At 45.7% G+C, this 21,663-nt stretch carries 17 protein-coding genes; 4 read left to right on the top strand and 13 right to left on the bottom strand.

Features of this window, described 5'->3' with window-relative positions; genetic code table 11:
- The 10 genes from L1D31_RS00225 to L1D31_RS00180 form a co-directional block, all read right to left on the bottom strand.
- Complete coding sequence (locus tag L1D31_RS00225) at window positions 1-1,221, bottom strand: type II secretion system F family protein (protein WP_239836346.1); 1,221 nt, start codon at window positions 1,219-1,221, stop codon at window positions 1-3.
- Window positions 1,222-1,229: 8 nt separating this feature from the next.
- Entirely contained in the window at window positions 1,230-2,954 is a 1,725-nt protein-coding gene (locus tag L1D31_RS00220; protein WP_239835113.1) for a type II/IV secretion system protein, read from the bottom strand.
- Complete coding sequence (locus tag L1D31_RS00215) at window positions 2,944-3,981, bottom strand: tetratricopeptide repeat protein (RefSeq protein WP_239835112.1); 1,038 nt, start codon at window positions 3,979-3,981, stop codon at window positions 2,944-2,946. The genes L1D31_RS00220 and L1D31_RS00215 overlap by 11 nt, the downstream gene beginning before the upstream one ends.
- Window positions 3,978-4,823 (bottom strand): AAA family ATPase, encoded by an 846-nt coding sequence (locus L1D31_RS00210; RefSeq protein WP_239835111.1) that lies wholly within the window; start codon window positions 4,821-4,823, stop codon window positions 3,978-3,980. The genes L1D31_RS00215 and L1D31_RS00210 overlap by 4 nt, the downstream gene beginning before the upstream one ends.
- 6 nt (window positions 4,824-4,829) lie before the next feature.
- On the bottom strand, window positions 4,830-6,461 hold the full coding sequence (gene mshL / locus L1D31_RS00205) for a pilus (MSHA type) biogenesis protein MshL (protein WP_239835110.1): 1,632 nt from the start codon (window positions 6,459-6,461) through the stop codon (window positions 4,830-4,832).
- 15 nt (window positions 6,462-6,476) lie between these two features.
- Window positions 6,477-6,773, bottom strand: a complete 297-nt coding sequence (locus L1D31_RS00200) for an MSHA biogenesis protein MshK (protein WP_239835109.1) — start codon at window positions 6,771-6,773, stop codon at window positions 6,477-6,479.
- Window positions 6,774-6,792: 19 nt separating this feature from the next.
- Complete coding sequence (gspM, locus tag L1D31_RS00195) at window positions 6,793-7,443, bottom strand: type II secretion system protein GspM (protein WP_239835108.1); 651 nt, start codon at window positions 7,441-7,443, stop codon at window positions 6,793-6,795.
- Window positions 7,443-8,882, bottom strand: coding sequence for an MSHA biogenesis protein MshI (locus tag L1D31_RS00190; protein WP_239835107.1), 1,440 nt, complete (start codon window positions 8,880-8,882; stop codon window positions 7,443-7,445). Before L1D31_RS00190 ends, gspM begins: the two co-directional genes overlap by 1 nt.
- Window positions 8,879-10,894: an RNase E specificity factor CsrD gene (csrD, locus tag L1D31_RS00185; RefSeq protein WP_239835106.1), complete on the bottom strand. Its 2,016-nt coding sequence runs from the start codon at window positions 10,892-10,894 to the stop codon at window positions 8,879-8,881. The genes L1D31_RS00190 and csrD overlap by 4 nt, the downstream gene beginning before the upstream one ends.
- 150 nt (window positions 10,895-11,044) lie before the next feature.
- Complete coding sequence (locus L1D31_RS00180) at window positions 11,045-11,590, bottom strand: single-stranded DNA-binding protein (RefSeq protein ID WP_239835105.1); 546 nt, start codon at window positions 11,588-11,590, stop codon at window positions 11,045-11,047.
- Window positions 11,591-11,871: 281 nt separating this feature from the next.
- Here L1D31_RS00180 and L1D31_RS00175 point away from each other — a divergent pair, with 281 nt between their 5' ends.
- The 4 genes from L1D31_RS00175 to L1D31_RS00160 all read left to right on the top strand — a co-directional run bounded on the left by L1D31_RS00175 (window position 11,872) and on the right by L1D31_RS00160 (window position 18,306).
- The gene (locus L1D31_RS00175) at window positions 11,872-12,519 is read left to right on the top strand and encodes a LuxR C-terminal-related transcriptional regulator (protein ID WP_239835104.1); all 648 of its coding nucleotides are present in this window, start codon (window positions 11,872-11,874) and stop codon (window positions 12,517-12,519) included.
- A gap of 119 nt (window positions 12,520-12,638) precedes the next feature.
- Window positions 12,639-13,511, top strand: coding sequence for a UTP--glucose-1-phosphate uridylyltransferase GalU (gene galU / locus L1D31_RS00170; protein WP_239835103.1), 873 nt, complete (start codon window positions 12,639-12,641; stop codon window positions 13,509-13,511).
- A 136-nt stretch (window positions 13,512-13,647) separates the two neighbouring features.
- Complete coding sequence (uvrA, locus tag L1D31_RS00165; protein WP_239835102.1) at window positions 13,648-16,470, top strand: excinuclease ABC subunit UvrA; 2,823 nt, start codon at window positions 13,648-13,650, stop codon at window positions 16,468-16,470.
- Window positions 16,471-16,533: 63 nt separating this feature from the next.
- Window positions 16,534-18,306 (top strand): PglL family O-oligosaccharyltransferase, encoded by a 1,773-nt coding sequence (locus L1D31_RS00160; protein WP_239835101.1) that lies wholly within the window; start codon window positions 16,534-16,536, stop codon window positions 18,304-18,306.
- On the opposite strand, the gene thiQ is transcribed toward L1D31_RS00160, so the two are convergent.
- The 3 genes from thiQ to thiB are packed head-to-tail and all read right to left on the bottom strand — an operon-like array spanning window position 18,298 to window position 21,625.
- Window positions 18,298-19,035, bottom strand: a complete 738-nt coding sequence (gene thiQ / locus L1D31_RS00155; RefSeq protein WP_239835100.1) for a thiamine ABC transporter ATP-binding protein — start codon at window positions 19,033-19,035, stop codon at window positions 18,298-18,300. The genes L1D31_RS00160 and thiQ overlap by 9 nt on opposite strands.
- Entirely contained in the window at window positions 19,019-20,623 is a 1,605-nt protein-coding gene (gene thiP / locus L1D31_RS00150) for a thiamine/thiamine pyrophosphate ABC transporter permease ThiP (protein ID WP_239835099.1), read from the bottom strand. The genes thiQ and thiP overlap by 17 nt, the downstream gene beginning before the upstream one ends.
- A 9-nt stretch (window positions 20,624-20,632) precedes the next feature.
- Complete coding sequence (thiB, locus tag L1D31_RS00145; protein WP_239835098.1) at window positions 20,633-21,625, bottom strand: thiamine ABC transporter substrate binding subunit; 993 nt, start codon at window positions 21,623-21,625, stop codon at window positions 20,633-20,635.
- Window positions 21,626-21,663: the final 38 nt, after the last annotated feature.

The following is a 21,663-nucleotide window of genomic DNA, read 5'->3' as shown; positions in this document are numbered from 1 at the left end:
TTAACCTTGAATTGCGTCTAACATGCCCCACATTGGCAGGAATATACCCAATGCAAGTATTAATACCATGCCCGCAACCACTACTAATAATATAGGCTCAATTCGTGCCGTCAGTGTTTTCAAATCATAATCGACTTCACGATCATAAAAATCAGCGGCTTCAAGCAAAAGCTCGTCAATCCGACCGGTTTCCTCTCCCACCGACAACATCTGCAGAACCAAAGGGGTAAATACCTGACTGTTGCTCGCTGTCGATGAGATCGTTCCACCTGCTTCAATCGAAGATTTCATCTCCAACAGACGATTTTCTAGATATCTATTTTCAAGCGCTTCTGCGGACAGGGCGAGTGACTGGTTAAGTGGAACACCTGCCTTCAACATCAGAGCAAACGTACGGGAAAAGCGCGCCAGTTGGGCACGATTTACCAGATCACCAATGATCGGCATACGCAAGCGAAACTTATCCCAACGTTCTTGACCTTTAGCTGTCTTGACCCAAGCTTTGAACGCAAAGATCAGACTCACGATCCCAGCCAACATAAATGCCCAATAGTTCACAAAGAAGTCGGATGTCGCAATGATAATTCGAGTAGGTAAGGGTAAATCGACGCCAAAACGAGAAAACATGCTAGCGAACTGTGGGATAACCTTTACATTAAGGATAAACAACGCCACGACAATGAAACTGATCACAAAAGTGGGGTATCGCATTGCCGTTTTAATCCGCTTTCGCGTCTCCACTTCCTGCTCATAGTAGTTAGCCAGTTGCATCAAAGCCTGATCCAATCGACCTGTGTTTTCCCCCACATTGATCATAGAAACAAATAAAGGGCTAAAGACCTTAGAATGCATCTGCATGGATGCCGACAAGCTTCGTCCATTAGTCAGCTCTTGTGTTACTTCTTCTAGTGCCTCTTTTAACTGCTTATTAGCGCTATTTTGCGTCAAGCCCTTCATTGAACGCAGCAAAGGAACACCGGCTTTGGTCAAGCTGTATAACTGACGACAGAAAATGACCAGCACTTCCAAAGGGATCGAGGGTTTAAATATCGACCGGAGATCAATATCAAAAGAGCTGCCGCCTGAACCCTGTGTTATAGCGGTAGGAATGACACCTTTATTGATAAGCGATTCAGCCGCCGCCTCTTCATTGGGCGCTTCAACCTGCCCAGCCGCGGCTGAACCATCCAGATTACGTCCCTGATAGCTAAATACTGGCATCATTCTCCCTATAAGTAGATCGCTTCAACAGAGCCAGAAGCATCGCCTTCTCCGAGATTCATCACTTCGTCTAAGCTCACGATTCCCTGCAAAGCAAGCTCCATAGCAGAGGCAAGCAGAGGTTTATAACTTGCCGACTGACGAGCAACAATGGAGAAACCCACAGCATCATTAGCTCGTAGCTTATCCATCATCTCCTGTTCAAGTTCAAGCATTTCAAAGACACCGATACGACCCTGATAACCAGTCAGGTTACAGTTTTGGCATCCACGCCCTTTAACAAAAGTCGCTTGCTCTTGGTTTGGGAAACGTTGCGCTAGCCACTGTCTACGTGCGTCTTCCACATCATCATCCGTTTTACAGTCAGGGCAAACCTTACGAACTAGACGCTGGGCAACCACTGCTCGAACAGCACTGGCTACCAAGTAACCCGGTGCTCCCATATCCATCATCCGAAGCGCACTATCCACCGCATCATTAGTATGCAAAGTACTCAATACCAAGTGGCCCGTCAGCGCAGCACGTAAGCCAATTTCAACCGTTTCTTGATCACGCATCTCCCCAACTAGAATGATATCTGGATCCTGACGAAGGAAGGTTCTCAGGATGGTGGAGAAATCGAGGTCAATTTTAGGGTTCACCTGCACTTGGTTAACACGCGGTAAGCGGTATTCTACCGGGTCTTCTGCGGTAATAATTTTCTTTCCGGGTTCGTTCAGTTCACTCAAGGCACCATATAACGTGGTGGTTTTACCTGAGCCTGTTGGCCCCGTCACCAGTATCATGCCGTGCGGGCGGCGAAGCTGCCGTCTTAGACGAACCAATAAATGGTCCGGAATACCTGACTCTTCAAGCTTTCTCACCCCTGTAGACTGGTTGAGAAGACGCATCACCACTGATTCACCATGCTGGACAGGCATGGTTGACATACGAATATCGACCGACTGACCTTTAGCACGTATATTGAAGCGTCCATCTTGTGGTAATCGTTTTTCGGAGATGTCCAAGTTAGCCATTAGCTTGAGGCGCAGTACCAAAGCCGGAGCAACATTCACTTCATTCAGTAAGGTCTCGTGTAACACACCATCAATACGCTGACGCAGACGCAGCACATTGGCATCGGGCTCAATATGAATATCTGAAGCACCTACTTGAATGGCATCTTCAAATAACGAGTTAATCAGTTTTACAACTGTAACTTCGTCACTGTCTTCATCCTCAATACTGAAATCAAACGCTTCATTGACCTGATGCTCAGCCTGAAGTTGCTCAGCAAAAGAAGCAATTTCTTTGGTTCGTCGGTAATAACGGTCAAAGCCATCCACCAGTTGTTTTTCTGGCGCAATAACAAATTCGATACTGTAGTTAGGTAGCTGACCCAGTAACGCTTCTTGAGCAAAAAGATCCGCCGGATCACTCATAGCGACTCTTAGCGTATCCCCTTGGCGCCCAATAACCAGAGTCCTCAAACGGCGGGCGTGTACTTCTGGCAGTAACTGTACCGCGTCGGCATCAACATTTGCACGGCTCAGGTCAATGAGAGGGACGTCAAGCTGCTGAGAAAGGAAAGTCAGCATTTGATGTTCCGTTAAGAAGCCGAGCTCAATCAGAGTTGCTCCCAGTTTTCTGCCCGTGCTTTTCTGCGCCGCTAGTGCCTCTTCGACTTGAGACTCAGTAATAATCCCTTCTTCGACGAGCAAATCACCAAGACGCTTCCTAAGTTTAATTTGCATCTGGCTGCTCCTTTAAACGGCTGATAAGGGATAAACGGTCACGAATAAACTGCTGCGACTGACTGGATAACCCCAGCTTAGTTAAAGCTTGCTGGTAGGCTTCTTCGGCTTTGGCTAAGTTCAAAGCCCGTTCTTGTTGAATACCTAAGCCAAGCCACCATCTCCCACTATCAGGTTCCAGCGTCACTAAACTCTGATAGCTACTGAGTGCAATGTCATCTTGCTTCGATTTCTGGGCTAACGCTGCTCGAAGCGATAAATACTCTACCGGTGCCTTTTGAGGCACGTGCACCAAAGCCGTTAAAGCCGCTTCATTTTGCTGCTCTTTGATGAGCAATTTAGCTAACGACATCCGCAGAGCACTCTCTTCTTTATCAATTTGAATGCCTTTACGTAAAATATCGACCGCCTTACGGACCTCTCCTTTACCGTAATAAAGTGCAGACAGCTTTTTACGATATTTAACGTTATCAGGCGCATAACGCAGCGCTTCTTGATAATGCTTAAGTGCTTCAGTCAGGTTGTTGTTATCCAGTGCTTTTTTCGCTCGACTTTGCGCTTTCTTTGCTAACTGAGCAGGAGACAACTCCACTTGTTGAATGACAACTTGCCCCTGAGCCACTTTCACTGGAGGAGCAGCAATGCTAGCCTCTTTTATTGTTGTCGGTTCAGGCTCAACGCTTGCTCTTGCTGTCTCTACTTTATTGGGGAGAGGATTCAATTGACTGACCAGACGAGGCTGTGAAAGATAGATAGTGTCGCTACTTACCGATGATTTCGATGTCGGTGAGGAAATAGGTTCATTCGCTTTCTCAACTCCGACGGCGGGCAAAGGTTGCGGATCAATAACTGGAGCCTGACTTGAAATAGCCCATCCCCCGACCGCTAAACTTAAGCCAAAGCTGCCTACCACCCAAGGCAAAACCTTAAGTTGTTTCACAGGTTTTACGTTCGCTTTAACCACTTGCTCGGGCTTAGTAGACTGATTATCGGCTAGCTCAGAAAGCGCATTGTTAATCGCACTCATGATAAACTCCAGCCCCAAATTAACGGGATTCTAAATTTTGGTTTACAGCTGTCATACGTATCATGGATAGCATTAAACAACTGTTGGTTGCTGACAGTCAGTTCGTCTTGACTACACGCCAGAACCAAACACTTATGGCAGATTTGATTGATCAACCTCGGAATACCTCGGCTCGCTTTCCAAATGGCTTTTTTCTGATGAACCGTGAAGATACCAGCTTCCCCACCGGACTTTTCTAATCGGTTGTCGATATACGCCACCACTTCAGAAACCGTCAGCGTTCTTAGCCGTGCACTAAAAGTAATACGCTGCCTAAGTTGGCGCAGGTGATGCTGCTCTAATCGCTCATCCAACTCAGGCTGACCCAGCAAGACAATTTGTATCAGCTTATGGTATTCCGTCTCTAAGTTGCCAAATAAACGTAATACTTCCAGCGCTTCATCGCTTAAGGCTTGCGCTTCATCCACAAATACCACCACCTGAGAGCCATTTCGCGCAAACTCTATAAGTTTAGCTTGAATATCCTCGACCAGCGTGGTGTCTGCAGTGATGCTAACTTCGAGTTCAGTCGCAATGGCTCGCCTAAGTTCATCACCGCTCAGAGCAGGGTTAGGTAGGTAAACAAGCTGAACGGTCTGACTCAGTTGGTTCACCAAGATCCGGCACACCATGGTTTTTCCGGTTCCTACTTCTCCGGTGATCTTGATCAGACCTTCTCCCATTTCTATCGCGGATTGAACCGTCTGAATCGCCTCATAATGAGGCTCCAACCCTAAGAACAATTCAGTGTTCGGGGTTAAGTGAAATGGAAACTGAGTTAATCCAAAATGCTCCAAATACATAGGCGATTATTGCTCATCAGGGAACCATTCCTGAAGTAAATCTCTAGATCTTTCGAGCTCTTTTTGCCACGTATTTACCCCTACAACGGTAGGTTTAAGTAAGATCACTAATTCGGTTTTCTCGGTATACTGCGTGGTATTGCGGAACAAGTGACCCAATGCCGGCACATCACCAAGGAATGGCACTTTGGAGGTTCGCTCTAGAGTATTTGACTTCATCAAACCTCCGATAACAACCACATCCCCATCTTGAGCACGAATCACAGAGTCCGACTCGCGAATAGAGCTAGTCGCCAGCGGTAAAGAAACCGTATCCGAGCCATTGGTAATGTTTTTTTCTTCCTCTTTCACATCAATAACCGCGGGATGAACATGCAAAAGCACACTGCCATCATTATCAATCTGGGGGGTCACATCAAGAGAGATCCCTGAGAAGAATGGCGTTAATTCAATATCCGTGCTGGTTGTCGATGTTGTACTGCTGGAATCGACGTTCGTCGAAAAGTCCGTCACAAAGTAACTGTCCGTACCGACTTTGATCACCGCTTTTTGGTTATTCGAAGCTGTCACTCTAGGGCTAGAGAGCACATTTAAGTCACCTTGAGTCGACATAAAGCTAATAACGGCATCAAAACTGCCGCTAGAGATGACTAAGTTGGACTGACCTCCTAGCAAAGTCCCTATCGCATCCAAACCAGGTAATGTAGCTGCTGTCCCAGGGTTTCCTTGACCAATCGTGTAGTTAGTCCCATTCGAAGTAAATGCCTTCGACCAATCGATCCCTTGCTGGTAGCCATCACTCAACGTCACTTCCAAGATTTTCGCTTCTAGGATAACTTGTCGATGTAGTCTTTGTTGTGAAACCCCAATAAAGCTTTTCACTTCCCGGATTTCATCAGGGAAAGCTCGAATCGTGATCACACCAGCTTGTGGGGTAGTCACCACACTTTGCCCTTGACCAGAGCCAATCAGCTGACTCACCGCTTGTTCTAACTGAGGCCAAAAGTCACTTTCACTGGTGGTTTCAATTTCCGTCCCTCCTTTTGATGAAGTGGTACTCGAGCTGCCCGAGCTGGAAGTATCCGAATCCGAACTGGAGGATGACGAACTGGAAGAGCTACTGTTAGTGATGGTGCCTGTGGTGATGGAGGTTAGCGAGCGACCGCTACGCTTAAATTGCAAGTAATCAACCGGGATAGTCACTGTTCTTAGCCCTGCTGGGTATATCTGGATAACTTTCCCTGTTGTTTCAATCTGATAGCCATAAAGGTCTTGCACCACAGACAACACTTCGTCCAATGTCACATCCGTTAAATTGACTGTGATACTGCCTGATACTTCTGGGTGCAAAGCAACACTAAATTCCGTTCCTCTAACCAAACTAGCAAAAAAAGCTTTAGCATCAACATCATTGGCTTGGATTCTAAAGCGCTTTACTGTTTCAAAGGTAGTGCTTGCTGCTCCCTCGAGGTCAGGCATTAAGTCTGCTTCAACAGAAGGTGGCAATTCATCTAAACTGCGACTGCCTGATTGATTAATCGCTTCATTGAGCGCATCTTTAGCTTCCACTGGCTCACGATGGCCCATAGAACAACCGACTAATGACGCAACAGTAATTGCTACAACGAGTTTACGCATACGATTCCAATCACCTTACTGTTTTATATCCAGAGTAAATAGCTCTAACTTCCACTGCTTGCCCGCTTTGACTAGCGTAACAAGCTCCGGCCCAATGTAACTCACGGTGTAACCATTAACCGTTTCCCCTACTAATGCCACTTGATTGTTCAGAACGGCCTGACATTGTGCAATCTCTCGGCAAACGATACTTTGCAGCATCGGAACAGGTTGGTCAGTTATCTTAGAGGCAGGCTTAGCCTCTTGTGGCTTTTGCCAACCCAATGGGGCTGTCGGGTCCTGCGAAGCGAGGAGTATCGATGAGTAAGCCATCAAAATTACCATAATGCATCTAACCACCGATAAACTCCTGTCTGGTTCCCAGTGTATACACTTCAAGTATTAAACGTGCTGTCGGGTATTCCTCTACGGTATAGCGGAAGCTTCTCCAATAGTACTTAACGGGCAAAGACTCTAGTGTGTTGAGATAAGTCAGAATCGAAAAATAGCTGCCAGTTAGTTCTATTTTGACCGGATGTAGATAATATCCAGTCCGTGTTTGGTTATCGACGCCACCTGTAATGGCTTCTGCGGTCATTGATTCAAGTGACACCAGTTTTAGCCCTTGTGTACCTGTTAACACATCTTCTAATAAACGAGCCATCTGACTAGGAGAAATCAGGTTTTCTATTATCTCTGCTAACTGCTGTGATAATTGCTGACTCTCTGTCAGCAACTTCTTGTATTCCAAATCAATCTTCTGATTAGGGTCTCGCTTAAGTTTAGCGGTTACCAGCAAAATATCCGCTTCTAAGCGCTGCACATTCTGCTTAGATGAGCTAACTTGCCCAGATAAGGACTGGTTGGCTTTCAAGATAGGTTCAACGAGCCAAACCAACAAAGTCAGGCTAATAATCACGAGGCCACAAAGGGTTAATAACCACTTTTCTCGTCGACTTAAAGTATTGAATTTATCATTGAGTTGGAGCCAAAATTGCTGCATTACTTGGGCTCCTGCTTAGTGATGAGTTCAAACGTCACAATATCATCATCGTTACGACCAATTTTAAGCTTTTCAAATGTACGTCCGACAAGGTTCACTTCGGACTTAAATTGATTGACCCAATTCGGAATGGCTTTAGCCTCACGCGCAAGCCCTTGTAAATCCATGGTATTGGAATCGATAAAAATATGGCTCAGTGAAATGTCTTGTCTTCCCAACTCTGCCAATGCACGCATGACTCCTGAATATCCAATTTGCTGGGATTGATCAAACTCATTGACGGCTTTTAATGACGCGCGTTTCGCTTGAATCTCAAGCTTCAACCGGGCAACAGCAGCGATTTTAGCGGCTGATGGCTTATGTTTAGCAAGACGCTGATTCAAGCCAGAAAGTTGTTGCTCAAGCTTCACTTGCTGTGCCCTGTGGTCTTCGAGCTCTTGCCCAAGCTGAATTTGTTGAACGTAAAGATAAGCAAAAGCGCTGAGTAACACTGTCGTTACCGCCCCCCAAGCCAAAACAACATTGGTGAGCGTAAAGTTTTCTTTTTTGGGTTTAAGAGAGTCAGGGAAAAGATTCACCGCACTTTCACTGAGTTGATCAGCATACTCAATCAGAATATCCCCTGATTCACGCTCATCCTCACTTAACCCAGCGACTTTGACACTCAAGCGTTCACTCAATGCTTCAACCAACTCTTGCTGGTCTTCTTCATCACAACAGACTTTCATTTTGTGGAGAGAAGCTCCACGCAATTGCGAAGAGAGGTAATCAATCGAACGCTGTAACTCCAAAGCGATTCCATCAAGCTGGAGAATGCTAGTCGCCACCCCAGTCAACGGAGAAGCCACCCCACGAATCGTTCTTTGGAAAGCACAGTGATGGTCAACAAAAGCACTGACTCGAAAGCTACTTTGCTTACTGCGCTGTAAAAGTAAAAAGCTTGATAACTCGCCTGCGGATATCCCCCATACCTCATCTTCAACTAAGACGCGGTTGAGCTGAATATGATGAGCAGACAGGCTTTGTTGTAGGCCGACAATCAGACTTTTAGGGGCAACATAGACTTGAAGTTTATTACCCACTGGAAGGTGCGCCGCATCAGCAACGATGTCCGTTACTTTTTCACTGATCAGGTCTTTAAGTAAAAACGGGAGTGCACTTACCAACTCTGCATCTGGAATGTTGGGTTTATCGATTTGATAGGTTTGGTAGAATTTAGAGTTCAGAACAATATCAAGATGAAGATCCGTTAACTTGGAACGCACCAAGGTTTTAAGCAGTGTTTCTTGCCAGGAGTTGCCTTCCACCATCACTTTAGATGGCAGTTTTCCCTCAGCTAATGCTGAAAAATACAACTCGCCGGGTTGGACAACAACGGTCAGGTTTAAACCAACTCGTTTATTGTGACTAAACTTTCCGATCAAGGATTGGATATTCATTTACTGCTAACTTTTCGCCACCGGTTGCGACGACCAATTTGCACTTTACTGGTCGTCATGACTTTCTTTTCAGTTTCAACTTTAGGTAATAGCTGTTGCTCAGACTGAAAATAACGTCCTTGCACCCCTTGTACTCCTAAAGCCAGCATTGTTTTATACTCTTGTTTATTGTCGACACCCACGGCAATAACTTGAGTTTTAAGCCCTTCACAAGCTCCTAACAAGCTACGTACAAATAACTGGTTTTCATCTCGCTGATCTATTTGTTTCACTAGACTTCTATGCAGCTTCAAAAAATCAATGGGCAGATCTTTTAAATAATGAGTACTTACTATAGAGCGACCTGCCTGCCCAACAGTAACTCGACAACCCAACCCAGAAATCATTTTGATCACTGGACGCATATAATCGAGATGTTTGACTAGTCTCGCTTCCGCAAATTCAAAAATCAGCGACTTGCGTTGTTCTGATGTTAATTGTAGTAGCTCATATCGAAACCACTTCAAGTAATCACGATCAGCAAAAGGTACTACGTGAATATTGACAGAGTAACATATTCTTTTCTTTGACACTTTCAAAAACTGAGCGACTGCCGAAAAAACAGCGCGATCCAAAACGGACTCATAACCCACAGATTCTATTGCAGAATTAAATCGCGATGCTTTTATCAATCCCTTATCAGGATCATTGATACGGACAAATAGCTCTGAATGCTCAAAGATTCTGTCTTTATGTGAGTCCAGTAAATAACAAGGTTGATAGAAAATATAAAGCTGGTCCGGCTTAAGCACTAAATCGAATAGAGTACGCCAACGTACACTGCCTCGCTCATCATCATGCGTGACCAATTTATTAAACTTATTCCAAGTATTTACACGTTGTAATTGGGCACTTTTAAGAGCGGTTTCAGCTTCATCTAAAATACGTCCTTGGCTCTCTCCTTCCCTGTACATACTGACACCAATATGCACCCAATTTTCTTTATCCAAAGGAGAGGTAGGTGATAATTTAGTCAATTGCTTTAAGCTATTTATCGCTATTTGTGACACCTCTTTACTGCTTAAATGAGGGGCAAAAATGGCAAAATCAGACTCGTAATAACGAGAAAGAATCACATCAGGATAACGTTGAATAATATTATTCAAGCTATCACCAATATCGACAACAAACTCATCTGCGACTTGCTTGCCAGATTCTTCCTGCAGTTGCTCCCAATCGTCAATACGCAGCAGTAAAACACCGCCATGTGAACCATGCTCAGACAAAGCCGCTTCCAATTTACTGTCAAACAGGACACGGTTAGCCGCACCAGTTAATGGATCAAGGAAGGTTTGGGTACGAATAAATGTATCAAAGCGACTTCTTTCTTGACGTGCATCTTGTAGCTCTTCAATTAGGCAGTCTAATGCTTCACTGGCTGTATAAGGCCACTCTTTCATGTCCCCTTTCGCGTATTCTTCCACACGTCCGGCAAGAATCATTCTGCCCCGCTCCTCCAATAACTCAGAACCTGCAAGCTGTTCTTTCAACCACTTCACCCCACGCATCAAGCAAAAGATAATCAAGGCCACGGCTAATGTGATCGACCACAGAGCTTCAAGAGAATAACCATAGCCTATGTATGGGGGGACAGCTTTAAAATGAAGGCGATAGCCAATATTGCGCTCCAGCTGATATTCAGTGTCATACAGCAAAGTGGTATCGACTTTCGAAGAAGTATCTTTATAACGGTATATCACACCGTTATCTGACAGGAGCTCCATTTCAACAATATTAGAGGCTTGAAGCATTTTGGGCATCCAACGCTGGAGTGAATAAGCCGCGTCAGGATCTTCCATTTCCTTATCCAATACTTCAACGATACCTTGCAAAGAATGATCTAAATACTCTTGCCCAAGTCGCTTAAAAGATAAGGTACCACCTAAAAATAGGATGAACATCGCACTGGTCACTATAACGGTGACAAACGCAACTAGGCGAGTGCTCAGTTTTAAAGTAGGTGTGTACCTCATAGATAAAGAATTCCTTTTCTCAAAATAAGGTCGCGATAGCGCTGGCGGTCAGTTAACTATGTGATAAAAGAGACCACTAACTGATGAGTCTGTTTTTCTAACTATATAAAAAAGCCGCGAAATTCGCGGCTTTTTTCAGGATTCAATGACCTAGAATGGGATATCGTCATCAAAATCCATTGGAGGTTCATTGTATTGTGGCTGGCTTTGACTCGGCTGCTGTTGCGGCTGAGAGTATTGCTGCTGAGCAGGTTGGCTTTGCTGCATCGCTGGCTGTTGAGGCTGTCCCCAACCACCTTGCTGCTGAGGTTGCCCCATTGGCTGACCTGATGCTCCCCCCTGCGGACGACCACCAAGCAATTGCATTTGACCAGCTGGCCATTGAACAACGACTTCAGTTGTGTAACGGTCTTGACCATTTTGGTCTTGCCATTTACGCGTTTGAAGTTGGCCTTCAATGTAGACTTGCGAGCCTTTACGTAGGTACTCACCCGCGACTTCAGCGGTCTTACCAAAGAGCACAATACGGTGCCATTCCGTTTTTTCACGCTGCTCGCCCGTATTTTTGTCTCGCCAAGATTCAGAAGTTGCAACGGTAATGTTCGCCACGGCACTACCATTCGCAGTGTACTTAACTTCAGGGTCCTGCCCTAGGTTACCCATAATGATAACTTTATTTACTCCACGGCTCGCCATGATTCGCTCCGTCTAAATTCTCTATTAACCTTAAAAATAGCGCACTAGGATAACACGCTTTAGCCTTCGAACAAATTGCAATCCACACCATGAGCTCACAAAGTCATCAGCCCAACTCAAGGCACATCTATTTTCGAGTAAATTCAATCTATTGTTCGATTGATAGATTTAATAATTACTTATCAACATGAAATTGAACGCAATCCTGTAAACTTGATTCGCACTGGTCAAATTTCTCATTCACTCTGCCAACACCTCAATTAAACCGAATGAAGAACCTTATGGCCAAAAACATTTACGCCCGAACTATCTACTTTCTTTGTGAAGATACATCGAAACCCCATCACCTTATCCATCAAGTAGAAAAGCTGCTCAGTATCGACATTCCACGTATTGAGCCCAATGAACTCATGCTTGCCATGCAACAACATAAACATAAGATCCTAATGATAGATCACAACAATTATCAAAAGCTTAACAACCAGATTCGCGACCTCCCTCTGTCGAATAAAATGTTTGAGACGATCATTTTTAATGTCGAGAAAAGACTGACTACAGAAGAACTATTACGTTTTGGCAACCTCAAAGCCTTATTTTACCAAGAAGAGTCTATTGAAGCAGTCGCCAAAGGATGTGCTGAAGTCATCAACAGCCAAAACTGGCTACCACGTAAGGTCGCCGCTCAGCTACTACACTATTACCGCCATGTAGTATTAAGCCAGACCGCACCCGCGACAGTCGATTTAACAGCCCGCGAGATCCAAATTCTTCGCTGTTTAAAAACTGGTGCGTCAAACATGCAGATTGCCGAAGACCTGTTTATCAGTGAGTTCACGGTGAAGTCTCATTTATACCAAATCTTTAAAAAGCTCTCGGTCAAGAATAGAGTGCAAGCCATCGCTTGGGCCAATCAACATATGATGTCTTAAATATAATCCAATGTGCAAAAACTCACGTTTTCGCTTCTATAGTCATTATTCATTCATGCAAAAAGTGATATGGTTGCGCCAGCTATATAAAAGACGAAATACAGATATAGGGTTTTAACATGATCAAAAAATGCCTTTTCCCGGCAGCAGGCTATGGAACTCGCTTTCTCCCAGCGACCAAATCCATGCCTAAAGAAATGATGCCTGTCGTTAACAAGCCATTGATTGAATACGGTGTAGAGGAAGCGATTCAAGCCGGAATGAATGGTATGTGTATTGTCACAGGTCGTGGTAAACACTCGATCATGGATCACTTTGATAAAAACTACGAATTGGAACACCAAATCAGTGGGACGAACAAAGAAGAGCTCTTAGTCGATATCCGCGATATCATCGAAAGTGCTAACTTCACCTACATCCGTCAACGTGAGATGAAAGGGTTGGGTCATGCAATTCTGACTGGGCGTGAACTCATCGGTGATGAACCTTTCGCTGTAGTTCTGGCGGATGACCTTTGCGTCAACGAACAAGAAGGTGTGCTGGCGCAAATGGTGGCACTGTTTAAACAGTTCCGCTGCTCAATTGTTGCCGTACAAGAAGTGCCTGCTGATGAAACACATAAGTACGGTGTGATTTCAGGTGAAATGATCAAAGACGATATCTATCGCGTTGATGACATGGTTGAAAAACCAGAACCTGGTACCGCCCCAAGTAACCTCGCTATCATTGGTCGCTATATCCTGACTCCAGATATCTTCGAGCTGATCGAAAATACCGAGCCAGGCAAAGGCGGTGAAATTCAGATTACAGATGCCCTTCTGAAACAGGCTAAAGCAGGCTGTGTACTGGCCTACAAATTCAAAGGCCAACGTTTTGACTGCGGTAGTGTTGAGGGTTACATCGAAGCCACTAACTACTGCTTTGAGAACCTTTACCTCAAAGACAGCAAGAAATCTGAGTTGGGTAAACAAAGTACAACCAAAGAAGCCTAATGGTTTATTTCTCAGTGTTCAAAGGCTGCTCTGTGAGCAGCCTTTTTTATTACTGTTTTTTCATACAGTATTTTCTTTGAACATTTATCACTCTATGTAATACTTAGCCCACTTGTTTTTACATTGAGCGAGAGCAATGGATAAGATCGAAGTTCGCGGCGCACGCACCCACAACTTAAAAAATGTCAACCTGACCATCCCCCGAGATAAACTCATCGTCATTACTGGATTATCAGGTTCAGGTAAGTCATCACTTGCCTTTGATACTTTATATGCGGAAGGTCAGCGGCGCTATGTTGAGTCACTATCCGCTTACGCTCGTCAATTTTTATCTTTAATGGAAAAGCCAGATGTTGACCATATCGAAGGTCTATCCCCTGCCATCTCCATTGAACAAAAATCGACATCACACAATCCTCGCTCAACCGTCGGTACCATTACTGAAGTCTACGACTATTTACGTTTACTCTATGCACGAGTCGGTGAGCCCCGCTGCCCAGAACATAAGGTTCCACTCACCGCCCAAACCATCTCACAGATGGTCGATAAAGTATTGGAACTGCCAGCAGGCTCTAAAATGATGCTACTGGCTCCCATCGTTAAAGAGCGTAAAGGTGAGCATGTAAAAACACTGGAAAACCTCGCAGCGCAAGGTTTTATCCGTGCTCGTATTGATGGTGAAACCTGCGATTTATCGGATCCTCCGACCTTAGAACTGCACAAGAAACACACCATCGAAGTGGTCGTAGATCGCTTTAAAGTGCGCGATGACCTACAACAGAGGCTGGCAGAGTCCTTTGAAACCACACTGGAACTTTCTGGCGGTATTGCAGTGGTTGCGCCTATGGACGGTGATGGTGAAGAAGTGGTGTTTTCTGCTAACTTTGCTTGTCCGCACTGTGGTTACAGTATGCAAGAGTTAGAGCCAAGGCTTTTCTCATTCAATAATCCAGCGGGGGCGTGCCATACCTGTGACGGCCTTGGTGTGCAGCAATACTTTGATCCCGCGAGAGTTATTCTTGATGACTCCTTAAGCTTGGCAGAAGGAGCCATTAGGGGGTGGGATCAAAAGAACTACTATTACTTCCAAATGCTCTCTTCCTTAGCTGAGCACTTTGATTTCGATCTTAAAGCTCCTTTTAAGTCCTTACCGAAGAAAATTCGTGATGTAGTGCTGAATGGCTCGGGGCGAACTGAGGTTGAGTTTAAATACATCAATGATCGCGGTGATATTCGTGTGAAACGTCACCCATTTGAAGGGATACTGAACACTTTAGAACGTCGTTATCGAGATACAGAGTCAAATGCGGTCCGTGAGGACTTGGCAAAATATATCTCGACTCGTACCTGCTCTAGCTGTGAAGGCAGCCGTCTTCGCCTTGAAGCCCGTAATGTGTTTATTGGCGATACAACATTGCCCGAGATTGTTGAGTTAAGCATTGCCGATGCGCTCGGTTTCTTTGCGTCACTAGAGCTAGAAGGGCAAAGGGCTCAAATCGCAGAGAAAGTGATGAAGGAGATCAATGATCGTCTCCAATTCCTAGTGAACGTTGGCCTCAACTACCTCAACCTTTCCCGTAGTGCCGAAACTTTATCCGGTGGTGAAGCACAACGAATTCGACTCGCCAGCCAGATTGGTGCAGGGTTAGTCGGAGTCATGTACGTGCTGGATGAACCCTCCATCGGGCTACACCAACGCGACAACGAACGACTCTTGAATACCCTGACCCATCTACGTGATTTGGGCAATACCGTCTTGGTCGTTGAACACGATGAAGATGCAATTAGAATGGCGGATCATGTGATCGATATTGGCCCCGGCGCCGGGGTTCATGGTGGTAATGTAGTCGCAGAAGGCACCATGGAAGAGATTGTCGCCACTCCAGAGTCTCTAACGGGTCAGTACCTTAGTGGTACGAAGAAAATTGAAGTGCCTAAACAACGCACTCCTATAAATAACAAAAAAGTGGTCGAGTTGTTCGGAGCAACAGGCAACAACCTTAAGGATGTGACATTAACGATTCCAGTTGGCTTGTTTACCTGTGTGACTGGCGTTTCGGGATCCGGCAAGTCGACGTTGATTAACGATACTTTCTTTAAAATTGCCCACACTCAACTCAACGGTGCAACGACTGCGACCCCATCACCTTACCAAAAAATAAAAGGGCTAGAGCACTTTGATAAGGTCATCGACATCGATCAAAGCCCGATCGGGCGCACACCACGCTCTAACCCTGCAACTTATACGGGGATCTTTACCCCGATTCGTGAATTATTTGCCGGCACTCAGGAAGCAAGATCTCGAGGCTATAAACCAGGTCGCTTCAGCTTCAACGTACGCGGTGGTCGCTGTGAAGCCTGTCAAGGTGATGGTGTAATCAAAGTAGAAATGCATTTCCTGCCTGATGTATATGTACCTTGTGACGTATGTAAAGGAAAACGCTATAACCGCGAAACGCTGGAAGTTCATTACAAAGGCAAGACGATTGATGAAGTACTCGGAATGACGGTTGAAGATGCTCGCGAATTTTTCGACCCTGTGCCTGTTATTGCCCGTAAGCTGCAAACTCTGATGGATGTCGGTCTGTCATACATCCGATTAGGTCAGGCGGCAACGACCTTATCCGGTGGTGAAGCACAACGTGTTAAGCTAGCTCGAGAGTTGTCAAAGCGCGATACAGGCAAAACACTCTATATCTTAGATGAACCCACAACGGGCTTACACTTCCATGATATTCAGCAACTGTTAACAGTACTGCATCGTCTACGAGATCACGGCAATACTGTGGTTGTTATTGAGCATAACCTTGATGTGATTAAAACCTCAGACTGGATTGTGGATTTAGGTCCAGAAGGCGGGCAAGGTGGCGGTGAAATTATTGCCCAAGGCACACCTGAAGAGGTCGCTAAGGTCACAGGTTCTCATACCGCAAGGTTCCTCAAGCCTATGTTAGAATAACGAAAAGTAGTAAATTAAACAGACCTGAATTTGGTCTGTTTTCTTTTAAGGACATAATCATCGATGGCAACTACCCATTTAGCAGGGACAAGCTTAGAGCCTCAAGCGCCTAAACTTCCACTCACCAGGCCATTTCTTATTTCTATTGCAATAGTGTTTCTGCTCGCAATGCACATTTTTATGCCTAACCCCGGAGGGTCTGGGCTGGCATTGTCTTTTAATGCGACCACTTGGATTGCTGTCAGCCTTTCTCTCGCGTTAGGATTATATCAAGCAGGGACACAAGGGGGACTGCGATACAACAAACTGACCATAGGGCTCTTCATTTGTTGTGTACTACTAACCATACCTGTGCTCTACCCCAAGTCAGACTTTTCTTTATCTCAAGGCAAGCTTATCGGCCTTTGGGCAGGTTTTACCCTCTTTTTCGTGCTGCAACAGTTTCGCTTCAGTAACAAACAAAAACAGCGTTTACTGTGGTTTATTACCATCGCAGTTTTCATTCAAGCCCTATTCGGTTGGGTGCAATATTTCGTTCTTCAGCCTAATAATCTATTTGGCTACGATACCGCCCAAAACCGTCCCTATGGTATTTTTCAACAGCCAAACGTCATGGCGAGTTTTCTCGCGACAGGCCTAGTCCTTTCTGGATACCTACTCACTCGACACCCCAAAAAATATCACCGCCAACTCAGTGAAGTGTTACTACTCTACGTCATGCCAGTCGTGACAGTTCCACTTTTGATACTGATTGCTTCTCGCACCGGCTGGCTAGGCGCCTTACTTGCTGTCATGTTGCTGTTACCTTACTTATACCGATTTGCCACAAAAAAGCGCTTCTGGGGATGGCTAGCCGCCATCTGCCTGGGTTTATCTATAGGTAGCAGTATTAATCTCCTGTCGGCTGGAGATTCTCTTGCCACGCAGCGCGCTAATCTGGAAGGCCCGCGACAGTACACCTTTCCACAAACTCTGGATATGCTAGTCGAGAAGCCCTTCACAGGTTATGGCTACGGACGATTTGAGCCTGAATATATTGTCTACACGGCCCGCCAGCATCAGCTAAACCCTAGCTATCATCCAGGTTTGGCTGCGATGGATCACCCACATAATGAACTGCTCTATTGGGGAGTTGAAGGGGGGTTATTGCCTGTTTTAGCCATCATGCTTGCTGCCGTGATGGTGTTACTTCGGATATACAACGCGAAAAAAGGTACTCGCTTAGCTATGTTCGCTTTATTTGTCCCTATCGTTCTGCATAGCCAATTGGAGTACCCTTTTTACCATTCAGCCATCCACTGGATTACCTTTGTGGTTTTGCTCTTTTGGATAGATCAACGTGCTGGCTCATACCGTCACGCATCCATTAGCATTGTCAGTAAAACACTCTTTCGAGTGATGAGCTTAATCGTACCCATCCTAGTCAGCTTCTATATGCTGACAGCCCTACATACCAACTATGTGTTAACGAAGTTTGAAACATCAACGCCTAAAGACCCAGACTTGCTCAATGAAGTGACTAATCCAATCGTTTGGAAAGACAGATACGATTGGGACATTTATAGCACCTATCTCAATATTGGCCTTTATCGTCAGGAAGCAAAGTTCATCCAGCCCTACATTGACTGGTCACTTCAGATTATTAAAGACAAGCCAAGGCCGGCGTTTTATAACAACTTAATCCTTGCTTACCAAGGCTTAGGCGACAGCGAACGTGCCGAGCAAATTCGCAGAGAAGCCCAATATCTATTTCCTGAACGAGATTTCTCACACGTACAGTATATTGCGCCAGATATTGATGCACTAAAAGCCGACAGCGAAAAGCAATTAGATTGAATCAAACCCTAAGTTAGCCAACGATGACTCACCAGCTTTGACAAAGCCGCTCAGAGCTGGATGGGCGTTCTGCTGAGACAAATGTTCTATCTTATCCGCAACAGCCACTTTTCCTTGGTCAACAAAGGCAAAATGCGAAGCAATAGCTTTAGCGTCACTGATATGATGAGTCACCATCACCACGGTAATATTGCGCTCTGCGGCTAATTGCTTAACTAGCCCGAGCATTTCTTCTCGTAATACCGGATCAAGCGCCGAGAAAGGTTCATCAAGCAACCAAATAGGATGAGGCTGAACAAAGCAACGAGCCAATGCGACACGCTGACGCTGCCCACCCGACAATTGCTCAGGTAACCGATCCAAATATTCCGCAATACCGACCTGCACTGCTGCGTGTTCCACCTGATTGGCTTGCTCAGAGTTGAGCTTCAACCCAGGGTGCAGGCCCAGTCCAATGTTTTCGCGTACTGTGAGGTGGGCAAACAGGTTATGCTCCTGAAATAGCATCGCAAAAGGACGCAGGTAAGGCTCTTTGCCCACAATCTCAAATCCACCAGCTTTGATACTGCCGCTTTCAGGTTCGATAAAGCCCGCAACCAAGGCCAGTAACGTTGATTTACCCGCCCCACTCGGCCCCATCAATGCGACCAGACTTCCCTGCTCAATATGTAAATCAAAATGGAATAGATCCTGATGGTAATAGTAATGTACATCATTGAGGATCAGCATAAGTCACCTTAGAGTTTGCCTTAAATAGGGTTTCAATCAGTGCAAAACAGCCAACACTGAGCAGTAACAGAGTGACTGACACGACAGCTGCTGCATCCATCTGATAGCTGCCCAGCAATTGGAAAAGATACAACGGCAGCGTACGGAACTCCTGGCTACCAAACAGGGCAATCGCACTTAAATCTCCCACCGCAAACATAAAACTGATCGCGAAAGCATGAGCCATTGGCTTATTCAGGGCTCGCCATTCAACAACGCGAAAGCGCTGCCAGCCTTTCATACCTAAGCTTGCACATACGTATTGGTATTGCTGCTCGATATGCAGCATCGGCTGTGACAAGGTTTTGATCACGTAAGGCAAACCCATCAGCGCATTCACCGCGACCACAATAAAAAACGCCAGACTAAACACATCTGTAAAAGACCGCAGTAGTAAGAATAACCCTGTAGAAATCACCAAACCGGGCGTGACAAGAATGATCGTTCCCAAAAACTCAATCTGATCCGCATGACGATTTTTTGCATTCAGTCGCAATCGACGGCTGGTCAACAATATTGCAATCCCTGCCAAGAGCGCGATACCGCTCGCCAATGCTGCCACTTTAAGTGATGACCATAACGCCAGCCAAAATCGTTGATCAGTAAACACCGATAAGGCTTCTGAGTTGAGGCCGCTGAGCACTACCATCAATAAAGGTGGTAGCACCAATAACATACTCAGGCCAATCCAACTCCTATCCCAAATACGTGACCAGATAGAGTCCTTGGCTATATAAAGGTTGTGACCTTGCGTACCTGAGCTCACAGCCACAGGCTTGGTCAAACGCTGCACTGCCAACGCCATAATGCCGCACAGCAGCATCTGCCATATCGCCAGTAATGCCCCTGCCTGCAAATCAAAATCAAATTTGATCGCCTGATAAATCGCCAGTTCTATCGTGGTCGATTTCGGCCCGCCACCAAGCGCCATTACCGTCGCAAAACTGGTAAAGCACAGCATAAACACCAAGCCACATACATGTGGCAACTGCTGACGCAAACGAGGCCATTCAACCCACTTAAATTTATGCCAATGGCCCATGCCTAGATGAGCACACAGCTTATGCTGCTCAGCGGGAATAGACTCCAATGACTGCAATAACAGGCGCGTGGCATAAGGCAAGTTAAAAAACACATGCGCCAGTAAAATACCGTTCAGACCGTAAATCGAAAATGGCAGTTTAGAATCAAACCATGCAAAAGCTGATGACAACAGGCCGCTATTGCCATAAATCGCCAGCAAACCGAACACCCCAACCAACACAGGCAACACCAATGTGGTAGCAAACAGCTTAAGCAGCAAAGATTTACCAGGAAAGGTACGCCGAGATAGTGCGTGCGCGACTGGAATGGCTAAGCCAACGCTGAGCAGAGTCGACAGGAACGACTGGTAAAAGCTGAACTTGGTGACATGCCGATAATAAGGGTCAGACCATACCTGAGCGATATTCAGGGATGGGGCAGCAGCTAACAAAGCACCGAGAGCAGAAACAACAAAGGCCGCGATAGCTATCGCGACCCAGAGTCCTAATTTTGGAATACTACGCAAAGCGTCTCCTTAGAAGGTTAAGGCGCTTTGCCACTCACGTATCCAGGATTTTCGATTTTGCGCCACTTCTTCTGCGCTAAAGCTCAAGGCTTTTTCAGGTACCGTCAGTGTCTCAAAGCCTTCAGGCAGTGCGACTTTAGTTACTGGGTACATCCAGTTTCCTGTTGGCATCAAAGACTGGAAGTCGTCGCTAAGGATAAACGTCATAAATTCATCGGCTAATTTTTCGTTTTTCGATACTTTTACTTTAGCCGCCACCTCAACCTGAGTGTAATGGCCTTCGGCAAAATCAGCGGCGGCGTATTTGCTGTCGCTTTCTGCGATCAGGTGATACGCCGGTGAGGTAGTGTAAGACAACACCATGTCTGACTCACCTTCAAGGAACATAGAGTAAGCCTCAGACCAACCTTTGGTGACAGTGACGGTTTTCTTCGCCAGTTGTTGCCATGCAGGGGTGACGTCATCGCCATAGACAGATTTCATCCATAACATCAGGCCTTGGCCCGGCGTTGACGTACGGGGATCCTGATAAATCACTTTCAGATCATCGCGTGATTCCACTAGTTCTTTAAGACTCTTTGGTGGGTTGGTAAGCTTTTCTTTGTTGTAGACAAACGCAAAGTAACCGAAGTCATAAGGCACAAAAGTGCTGTCTTCCCAGCCGTTAGGCAGATTGACCGATTTGGTATCAACCTTGTGTTCGGCCAGTAGTCCCGTTTTCTGCGCTTCTGCCATCAGGTTATTGTCCAAACCTAACACGATATCCGCTTTGCTGTTGTCTCCTTCAAGGCGCAGGCGATTAAGAATAGAAACGCCATCATCAAGAGCAACAAAGTTCACATCACAGCCACATTGAGCTTCAAACGCTTTTTCCACTTTCGGGCCAGGGCCCCAATCCGCGGCAAAAGAATCGTAGGTATAAACGGTAAGGGTGTTATCTGCTGCCAATGCAGAAAAAGATGTCAGTGTGGCAACGGCGATGGTACTTAAAGTGGTTTTCACTGCTCGCTCTCTCCTTGGTTGAGCGGCACAGGTTTGAG

The organism is Vibrio sp. Isolate23 (assembly GCF_022398095.1).
GTDB classification, from domain to species: Bacteria; Pseudomonadota; Gammaproteobacteria; order Enterobacterales; family Vibrionaceae; genus Vibrio; species Vibrio coralliilyticus_A.
This window is presented reverse-complemented; position numbering and strand designations above follow the sequence as displayed.

Excerpts from the sequence above, each read along its gene's own strand:
- gspM (WP_239835108.1), bottom strand. The coding sequence starts at position 7,443 with ATGCAGCAATTTTGGCTCCAACTCAATGATAAATTCAATACTTTAAGT.
- thiQ (WP_239835100.1), bottom strand. The coding sequence starts at position 19,035 with ATGCTGATCCTCAATGATGTACATTACTATTACCATCAGGATCTATTC.
- galU (WP_239835103.1), top strand. The coding sequence starts at position 12,639 with ATGATCAAAAAATGCCTTTTCCCGGCAGCAGGCTATGGAACTCGCTTT.
- L1D31_RS00200 (WP_239835109.1), bottom strand. The coding sequence starts at position 6,773 with ATGGCTTACTCATCGATACTCCTCGCTTCGCAGGACCCGACAGCCCCA.
- L1D31_RS00160 (WP_239835101.1), top strand. The coding sequence starts at position 16,534 with ATGGCAACTACCCATTTAGCAGGGACAAGCTTAGAGCCTCAAGCGCCT.
- csrD (WP_239835106.1), bottom strand. The coding sequence starts at position 10,894 with ATGAGGTACACACCTACTTTAAAACTGAGCACTCGCCTAGTTGCGTTT.
- L1D31_RS00190 (WP_239835107.1), bottom strand. The coding sequence starts at position 8,882 with ATGAATATCCAATCCTTGATCGGAAAGTTTAGTCACAATAAACGAGTT.
- L1D31_RS00180 (WP_239835105.1), bottom strand. The coding sequence starts at position 11,590 with ATGGCGAGCCGTGGAGTAAATAAAGTTATCATTATGGGTAACCTAGGG.
- L1D31_RS00175 (WP_239835104.1), top strand. The coding sequence starts at position 11,872 with ATGGCCAAAAACATTTACGCCCGAACTATCTACTTTCTTTGTGAAGAT.
- L1D31_RS00215 (WP_239835112.1), bottom strand. The coding sequence starts at position 3,981 with ATGAGTGCGATTAACAATGCGCTTTCTGAGCTAGCCGATAATCAGTCT.
- L1D31_RS00210 (WP_239835111.1), bottom strand. The coding sequence starts at position 4,823 with ATGTATTTGGAGCATTTTGGATTAACTCAGTTTCCATTTCACTTAACC.
- L1D31_RS00225 (WP_239836346.1), bottom strand. The coding sequence starts at position 1,221 with ATGCCAGTATTTAGCTATCAGGGACGTAATCTGGATGGTTCAGCCGCG.
- L1D31_RS00220 (WP_239835113.1), bottom strand. The coding sequence starts at position 2,954 with ATGCAAATTAAACTTAGGAAGCGTCTTGGTGATTTGCTCGTCGAAGAA.
- uvrA (WP_239835102.1), top strand. The coding sequence starts at position 13,648 with ATGGATAAGATCGAAGTTCGCGGCGCACGCACCCACAACTTAAAAAAT.
- mshL (WP_239835110.1), bottom strand. The coding sequence starts at position 6,461 with ATGCGTAAACTCGTTGTAGCAATTACTGTTGCGTCATTAGTCGGTTGT.